The sequence below is a fragment of the Caulobacter sp. AP07 genome (assembly GCF_000281955.1).
GTDB lineage: Bacteria > Pseudomonadota > Alphaproteobacteria > Caulobacterales > Caulobacteraceae > Caulobacter.
This window is the reverse complement of the sequence record NZ_AKKF01000314.1, coordinates 1-8,064: the sequence shown is the minus strand read 5'-3', so window position 1 is coordinate 8,064 and position 8,064 is coordinate 1. Positions and strand designations below refer to the sequence as shown.

The window sequence follows — 8,064 nt, the reverse complement described above, 5'->3', positions numbered from 1 at the left end:
CGGTCCACGCCGAAACGCAAACACAATCCTCACGGTCATCCGGGCTGGGCCCGGCCGCTCCGCGCCTCCTCATCCAACTCGTCGCGAAAGCCCGAGGTCGAAGTCGCATGTCCCAAGTCCTCCCCCTATGGGGGAGGTGTCGGCGAAGCCGACGGAGGGGGGAGGAATAGGCCGATGGCCACAACCTGGATCGAGCATTCTACAACTCCCCCCACCGGCCTTCGGCCGCCTCCCCCACGGGGGGAGGACCTTGGAGTCCGGCCCAAGGATAAAGGGGGCCTACACCGGCTGGGTCAGCTCCGGCTTGATCGGCGCGCCGGCGGGGCGCGGCGCGGAGGTCTCGGCCGGGGCGCGCTTCTTCAGGAACAGGCCGACCAGCACCTCGCCGTCCTCGCAGCGCGCGAAGACGCTGCCGCAATGCATCGAGGCCACGGCCTTGACGACCGCCAGACCCAGGCCGTGGCTGTCGCCGCTGTTCTCGCGCGCCGGATCCAGGCGGTAGAAGCGATCGAACAGCCTGGCCAGGTGCGCCTCGTGGATGGGCGTCCCGTGATTGCGCACGCCGATGCAGACCTGGTCGCCATGGTCCTCGATGGTCACGGTCACCAGGCCCGGCCCGGCCCCATGGCGGATGGCGTTGTCGAGCAGGTTGGTCATCGCGCGGCCCAGCAGCGACTCCTCCACGGCGATGGTCGCGTCGCCTTCCACCCGCAGGGTGACGCCGGCTTCCTCCAGCAGCACGTCGAGGAAGTCGGCCGTCTTGCGGACCAGGGCGGCCAGCGAGGTCGGCGCGAGGTTGGCGGCCATCGCGCCCTGGTCGGCCCGGGCCAGGAACAGCATGTCGTTGATGATGGTCCGCAGCCGTTCCAGCTCTTCCAGGTTGGAGTGCAGCACCTCTTCCAGTTCGTCGATCCGCCGGGTGCGCGACAGGGCCACCTGGGTCTGGCCGATCAGGTTGCTGAGCGGGGTGCGCAGTTCGTGGGCGACGTCGGCGTTGAACGAGGACAGCCGGACATAGGCGTTCTGCAGGCGGTCGAGGGCGCCGTTGAAGGCGGCCATCAGTCCCTTCAGTTCCGCCGGCAGCTGTCCCGTCGGCATCCTCAGGCTGAGGTCGTCGGGGTTCAGGGCCGCGGCGTGCCGCGACAGCCGATCGACCGGCGCCAGCCCGCCCTTGGCGATGCGGCGGCCCAGCAGGCTCACCGCGGCGACCGTCAGCAGCGAGGCGGCCAGCACCCCGACGCCCAGGACCAGCCCCGAGGCGTCGAAGGGCGCGGTGTCGGCGGCGATGGTCAGGCGCACGGCCGGACGCTCGCGGTAGGGGGGCACCACCTGGGACAGGGTCATGAAGCGCCGCCGGTCGAACCGGACATAGCCGACGCCCTCGCGCGGCCCCTGGGCCTGGGCCCCCGCCGGCCAGGGCGCGCCGTAGGCGAAGCGGGGATCGGGGCTCTCGACCCGATAGCGGATGCTGTCGTTGGCCGGGGTGAAGGACGTCAGCTTGTCGGCCAGCATCGGCCAGCGGTCGGCCCCGCCCAGGTGCCGGACCATGGTCTCGACGATCTCGAAGCGGGCCCGCAACTCCTCGGCCTGGTGCCGCTTCAGCTCCAGGGTCTGGAACACGAAGATGGCCGTGCCGGCCAGGGCGGAGACCAGCCCCGTCGCCACGGCGAACATCAGGGTCAGGCGTCCGGCGATGGAGGTCGGCATCATGGGGTCTCCTCGGGCCGGTGCTCCAGCACGTAACCCATGCCCCGGATGGTGTGCAGCAGCTTGCTCTCGAACGCGCCGTCGATCTTGGCGCGCAGGCGCTTGATCGCCACCTCGACGACATTGGTGTTGGTGTCGAAATTGATGTCCCAGACCAGTTCGGTGATCGCGGTCTTCGAGACGATCTGCGACTGGCGGCGGCCCAGCACGGCCAGCAGGGCGAATTCCTTGGCGGTCAGGTTCAGGCGCTTGCCGGCCCGGGTGGCGCGGCGCGACAGCAGGTCCAGGTGCAGATCGCCGACGGTGATCGAGGTCGACTCGTTGCGGCCGCGCCGGGTGATCGCCTGCAGCCGCGCCAGCAGTTCCAGGAAGGAGAACGGCTTGACCAGATAGTCGTCCGCGCCGGTCCCCAGGCCCTGCAGGCGGGCGTCGACGCTGTCGCGGGCGGTGAGCATGATCACCGGGGTCTGGCGGCTTTGGCGCAGGCGCTCCAGCAGCGCGATCCCGTCGAGGCGCGGCAGCATGACGTCGAGGATCACCGCGTCGTAGTCCAGGGTCTGGGCCAGGTGCAGGCCGCTCTCGCCGTCGCTGGCGAAATCCACGGCGTAGCCCTGCTCCGTCAGCCCCTTGCGCAGGTAGGCGACGGTCTTGGGCTCGTCCTCGACGATCAGGATCTTCATGGCGGCGATGCGCCCCTTATCAACGCGCGGCGGACATGACGGGATTCCGCGACAGGGCGTCAGCCTACAGCGTGGATCCTCGCGCCTGAAGGCCTGAGCGGGCCGCGACGGGGGGCGGAACGGTCCGCGAGCCGACAGGGCGAGGAAACCGGACTATCGGCGACCGATCCAGTCTCCTCGCTGACGCGAAAATGACAAATCCGACCGGATCGGTCCTTGGCGCCGATCCTACCGGCACTTGTCCTTGAGCACGGGGTTGCATCGCGCCACGCCGCCGCCCGGCAGGCGCACGACGTAGGGCGTGCCATAGGCGTTGCCGGCGTGCTCGAAGTCGGTCGAGACGACCTGGGCGCCGCTGGCGAAGGCTGCGTTGGCGCGGGTCATGTCGTTGGTCTTGGCTTCGAAGGTCTCGATGTCCGAGCGGGTGCGCACGATGTAGCCCTGCTGGACATAGGCGCGAATGTCCTTCTGGCGCACCAGGGCGTTGTCGAACATCAGGAAGGCGGCGTGATCCTCGCCCGGAGCGGATCGCAGGAAGGCGACGCGGCCCTTCAGGGACGGGTGGCCTTCGAGATAGCCCTTCGTCGCCGCTTCGCCGGTGGCGGTGATCATCATGATGACGATCTTGCCGCGCGCCGCCTTGAGGGTGGGCCAGCCGCCAGCCTTGATCGCCGCGTTCAGCGTGGCGTGCGACCCGCGCACGTCGTCGGGGGTGATCAGCCGGTCGCGGCCCAACACCGACAGGATCTCCTGGTCGAGGTCGTCGAACAGCTTCGGGGTGAAGGGTACGGTGCGGGTCGGGTTGGGCAGGATCGGAATGTCGGAAACCTTGGCTTCCATCATGATGAACAGCGGCACGTGGCCGGGATGGGCGTCGGACCAGTCGCGGATCTGGGTCAGGCACAGCTTGAGGGTCGGGCAATGGCTGCGGAAGTCGATGTCCGGCATGTGCAGCACCTTGTAGCCCGGCTGCTCCAGACCCGTCGCGTCGAAGGGCAGCAGGTCGGTGACGCCCTTCGAGCGCAGCAGGCGATAGCCGGCGGGATCCAGGAAATTGCCGCCCTTCGGGTCCGGATTGACGTCGATCTCCAGGCTGCGCATGCCGTTGTCGAGCTGGGTCGTCAGGTCGGGGTGCTCGTAGCTCAGGCCTTCGCTCATCAGGACGTTGTTGGGGTGCTCTTCCTTGAACAACGCCACCGCGGCGGGCGGCAGCTTGGTGGCGATGTCGCTCTCCATGCGGCCGAAGATGGGATCGACGACGGCGAGCAGGCGCTTGTCGACCGGCTGGGCGTAGCTGTTGTGGGTGCCGAGCACCTGGATCTGGTTGAGCTTGAGGTCGGGGCTCAGGCCCGGATCCTCCTGGGCGAGGGCCGGCGTCGTCATCATCAAGCCGGCCAGGACGAGGGGCGAGACTGAAAGCCTGGGCATGGGGAATCCTGCGAAAAAGGGGGCGCTCCCGCCCGGCGCGGCGCGGGCGGGAGCTTCGGTGTCGTGAGCGGTGGGAGAGGGGGCTCTAGAAGGCGTACTTGGCGAAGACGCCCACGGTCCGGTAGGCGTCGCGGGCGGTGTAGTGCAGCAGGCCCAGCGCGCCGTACTGCTGGTAGCCGGTCGAATAGTAGGTGTTCAGCAGATTGCGGCCGTAGAGGCCGAACTCGATGTCGCTGTTCTCCGGCGTCAGGCTGATCCGCCCGTTGACCAGGCCGTAGCCCGGGACTTCCGAATAGGCGGGCTGCCCGACCACGGTCCAGGTCTTGCTGCGGTAGGCGTAGTCGAGATTGGCCCGCATCCGCAGGTTCGCGCCCACGTCATGGTCGTAGTTGACGCTGACGAAGGTCGACCATTTCGGCGCGTTGGTCAGGGTGGTGCCGGTATAGTCGGTCGTGGCGTTGTAGACGTAGTCGGTGAACTTGGCGTCGGCATAGGTCGCCGCGCCGTTGATGGTGACCGACTCCGAGGCCCGCCAGGCCAGCGTGCCTTCCACGCCCCGGCTGCGAAGGCCGCCGGCGTTGCCGATGACGGCCTGCTGCAGGACGCTGCCGGGAATGTTGGTCAGGATCGTCGCCTGGAAGTTGGTGAACTCCGAGTTGAACACATCCAGGTTCAGGCGCACGCGGCGGCCGAACAGCTCCGACTTCACGCCGATCTCGTAGCTCTTGACCGTCTCGTCCTTGAAGGGCGCGTACTTGTTGCCGACGAAGGCGACCCCGCCCGGCTTGTAGCCGGTCGAATAGGTCGCATAGAGCATCGCGTCATCGGAGAGCTTGTACTGGCCGGCGATCCGATAGGAGAAGTTCTCGCCCTTGACCGTGCCGCGCGACAGATAGGGTTTGGCGGTGGTGGCGGTGAAGGTGGCCTTGACGCCGGTGATCGGCAGGGGGTCGATGGTCACGAAGTCCTGCGACTGCGAGTTCTTGTCCGACGTGTAGCGGCCGCTGAAGGCGATGCTGGCCTTGGGGTCGATGTTGAACTTCACCTGGCCGAAGGCGGCGGTGGTGGTGTTCTGGGCCTTGAACAGCGAGGCGTTGCCGTCCGCGCCGATGGCGCCGGTCAGGGCGAAGAAGTTGGTCAGCTTGACGCCGGTGGGCGAGACCAGCGGCGCGCCCAGAGTGGCCCATTGCAGCTGGGTCTGGGCGGCGAGCAACCGGTTGTAGAACAGGCCGCCGACATATTCGACGACCTGTCCGGTCGGCGACGCCCAGCGGAACTCCTGGCTGACTTTCGAGGTGTCCAGGCGGCCGGAGTTGTAGGGGATGTAGGCGTACTTGTCGGTCGGCACGAGGTCGGCCGGCGTGTCGTTGTCGTACGCCGTCTCGCGGTAGGCGGTGATCGAGGTCAGGGTGTCCTTGCCGACCTGGTACTGGACGCGCAGCGAGTCGCCCGACGACGAGGTCTTGATCATCCCCATCGAGGAGTCGGCGCTGTCGGGGTTCTTCGGACCCGGCGTCACGCCGTAGGCCAGTTGCAGCGCGGCGACGTTCGCCGGCGCGCCCGACACGCCGATGCGGATCGTGTTGTCCCAGTGATATTGATAGTCGTGGGTGTAGATGACCTCGAGGTCGTCGATCGGCCGATACAGCAGCTTGGCGCGATAGCCGTGCTCCTTGAACGTCCCCAGGTGGGTGTCCAGGACCGTGTAGCGGCCATAGCCCTGCTGGCCCTGGTCGAAGGCGGTGACCCGCAGCGCGACCTTGTCGCCGAGCGGGATGTTGGCGATGGCGTTGAGGTTGCGGTCCTTGCGCTCGCCATAGCTGGCGCCGACCTTGGCCGACCAGTCTTCGAGCACCGGCTTGGCCGTGGTGATGGCGATGACGCCGGCCGTCGAGTTCTTGCCGAACAGCGTGCCTTGCGGGCCCATCAGCACATCGACCTGCTGGATGTCGGTCAGGCCGGTCATGCCGTTTTCGCGCTGGGCGTCCATGACCACGTCGTCAAGGACCAGGCTGACGGACTTTTCGTTCGAGAAGTCGAAGGACGTGCTGCCCACGCCGCGGATCTGGAAGGCGGCGCCGTTCTTGGGGTCGAACTGCACGCCCGGCACCATGTACTGAAGGTCGGTCACCGCCTGGAAGCCGGAGTTCTCCAGGGTCTCGCCGCTCACCGAGGTGATGGAGATCGGCACGTCCTGCAGGCTTTCGCTGCGGCGCTGGGCCGTGACGACGACGGCTTCGAGTTCGGTGGCGGGGGTGGTCGCCTCAATTGCGGCGGGCGGCGCCTCCGCGGGGCGCGCATACGCCTGTGCGAACGGCAGAAGGCTGGCGCTGGCGGACAGCAGAAGCCCCAACTGGGTGCGGCGCGTCGATGGCATGGTCAAAAATCCCCTGGGCGTTAGGCCGATGAGGGGGCGGGTAGCACCCGGGCGTGACGGGTGCGTGACGGTTGTACGAAAGTGTGGGGCTTGAAAATGGCTCGCCAGCGCCAAAAGAATACACTTGTACGATTTTCGTCGAGGATGGGGCAGGCAACCCGATGGGCGGCCCTAGCGTTCCTCGGAGGCCGCGCCCTGCATCCGGCCCATCAACTCGAAACCTCTTTCCGCCTCTGCGGCCCCGAGACCGCCCGAGAGGATGACCTGTCCGATGCCGGTGATCGACATGGCCTGGGCGGCCAGGAGGTCGAACCGTGGGGCGCCGCCGGCTTCGCGGCGCAGTTGGACATGGTAGTTCTCGCCGCGACGCCGTCGCATGTCGGCGGCGAAGCCGCGCAGGCTGGCCATTCGCGTGGCCGCCAGGGCGATGGCGAAGGTGGCCCGCGCGATCTCCACGCCGCTCTGCTCCGGCGCCGAGGCCGGCGGGGACACCGGGCGTCGGTCGACATCGCCTTGCAGCCTGACGATGACGTCCTCGAGCCCCGCCCTCAGCAGGTCCTCCTGGCGGGGGAAGTGGTAGGCCAGGGTCGAGGGGGGCACATCGGCGCGCTCGGCGATGGCGCGGTGGGTCACCGCGTCGGCGCCTTCGGTGATGATCAATCCCGAGATGTGCCGCGCGACCCGCGCCTGCCAGTCGGTCATGCTGGAGGCCTGATAGCGGTCGCCGGCCAGGCCGAGCAGGTCGCCCAGAGCCGCGTGGAAGATCGTGAACAACTCAAGGTCGGCGGCGCCGTCGTCCGGGCTCAGCCCGGAGCACAGGCGTCCGAGGTTCAGGCGGCGCAGCCAGCGATAGGCGGCGTTGTCGCCCAGGGCCAGTCCGTGAGCGCCTTCGTCGGTGCTGTAGGCGTGCAGGGCCTCGGCCAGGTCCGGTTGGTTCAGGCCCTGGGTGGCGGCTCGCCAGAAGGCCAGGCGCCGGGCTTTCCAGAGACCCAAGGGCGCGACGATCTCCGGCCGCCACACCGCCCCTTGAAGCAGCTCGCAATAGAACTGGTTGCGGGCGGTATGCTGCCGCGCCATGTCGTCGAGGACGGTGTCGGCGAGGTCGGCCATCCGGTGGCCGTCCAGAAGGGTGACCGCCTGGATGCGGGCCAGCCACAGGTCCAGAAAGGCGCTGTCCTCGTCGCGGGCGGCTTCGATCACGGCGGCGAGCAAGGCGTCCTTGCGGCCGAACCTGTAGGACAGGACGGACACCGTCGTTTGCAGTTTCTCGGCCAGCGGCCTCAGCGTCAGGGCCTTCAGGCCGTTGGCCGCGACCAGCGCCAAGGCCGCCTGCAAGACCTGATCGATGTCGGCTTCCGGGCGAGGGGGCATCACTGTTCCCGAGTTCGTCGAACCCGCCAGCCTTTACGGGCAGGTCGCTCCGGACTCAACCGATCTGCGGGGCCGTTGATCGCGGCGCGGGCTTCCGGTCGCGCGCGAGGGCCGGGGGCAGGATGAAGACCGACAGGCCAAGGCAGGCCGTCGCGCCGATCAGCGGCGCCGCGGTCATCAGCGCCAGCAGCCGCCCTCCGGCGTCGGTTCGATAGTCGCCGAGGGTGAGGAACTCGCCGATTCCGAACGCCGAGAGCGCCAGGGCGACCTTGGTGCTGAAGGTCAGAAGCCCGAACGTCGCCGTCGCGCCGCTGGATTTCCCCCGATCGCGCACGGCCGCCGCCGTCAACGCCCAGAGGCTCATCAGCACGCCGCCGCTTCCCCAGCCGTAGAGCAGGCCGCACAGCGCCGCCGGGACCAGTCCGTGCCGCGCGCCCAGGCCGAAGGTCAGCGCGCCGACCGCCAGGCTCACGGCGGCGATCCGCAGGGTCGATATCAGCG

Annotated in this window: 6 protein-coding genes; all 6 read right to left on the bottom strand. The window is 68.4% G+C overall.

The features are described 5' to 3' along the window. Window positions 1-279: 279 nt before the first annotated feature. Window positions 280-1,710, bottom strand: a complete 1,431-nt coding sequence (locus tag PMI01_RS25740; protein WP_007676716.1) for a heavy metal sensor histidine kinase — start codon at window positions 1,708-1,710, stop codon at window positions 280-282. Next, on the bottom strand, window positions 1,707-2,387 hold the full coding sequence (locus tag PMI01_RS25735; protein WP_007676715.1) for a heavy metal response regulator transcription factor: 681 nt from the start codon (window positions 2,385-2,387) through the stop codon (window positions 1,707-1,709). The genes PMI01_RS25740 and PMI01_RS25735 overlap by 4 nt, the downstream gene beginning before the upstream one ends. Before the next feature lie 228 nt (window positions 2,388-2,615). Next, window positions 2,616-3,815: a phosphatidylinositol-specific phospholipase C1-like protein gene (locus tag PMI01_RS25730; protein WP_007676713.1), complete on the bottom strand. Its 1,200-nt coding sequence runs from the start codon at window positions 3,813-3,815 to the stop codon at window positions 2,616-2,618. An 85-nt stretch (window positions 3,816-3,900) separates the two neighbouring features. Beyond that, window positions 3,901-6,192 carry a TonB-dependent receptor gene (locus PMI01_RS25725; RefSeq protein WP_007676711.1) on the bottom strand — a complete coding sequence of 764 codons (2,292 nt, stop codon included), beginning with the start codon at window positions 6,190-6,192 and terminating at the stop codon, window positions 3,901-3,903. Window positions 6,193-6,363: 171 nt separating this feature from the next. Beyond that, a complete protein-coding gene (locus PMI01_RS25720; RefSeq protein WP_007676709.1) occupies window positions 6,364-7,563 on the bottom strand; it encodes a helix-turn-helix domain-containing protein in 1,200 nt (399 codons plus the stop codon). 55 nt (window positions 7,564-7,618) lie between these two features. Then, window positions 7,619-8,064: hypothetical protein (locus tag PMI01_RS25715; RefSeq protein ID WP_035038575.1), on the bottom strand; the 446-nt coding region annotated here is incomplete at its 5' end.

Coding starts and splice junctions, on each gene's coding strand:
- PMI01_RS25735 (WP_007676715.1), bottom strand. CDS start 2,387: ATGAAGATCCTGATCGTCGAGGACGAGCCCAAGACCGTCGCCTACCTG.
- PMI01_RS25725 (WP_007676711.1), bottom strand. CDS start 6,192: ATGCCATCGACGCGCCGCACCCAGTTGGGGCTTCTGCTGTCCGCCAGC.
- PMI01_RS25740 (WP_007676716.1), bottom strand. CDS start 1,710: ATGATGCCGACCTCCATCGCCGGACGCCTGACCCTGATGTTCGCCGTG.
- PMI01_RS25720 (WP_007676709.1), bottom strand. CDS start 7,563: ATGCCCCCTCGCCCGGAAGCCGACATCGATCAGGTCTTGCAGGCGGCC.
- PMI01_RS25730 (WP_007676713.1), bottom strand. CDS start 3,815: ATGCCCAGGCTTTCAGTCTCGCCCCTCGTCCTGGCCGGCTTGATGATG.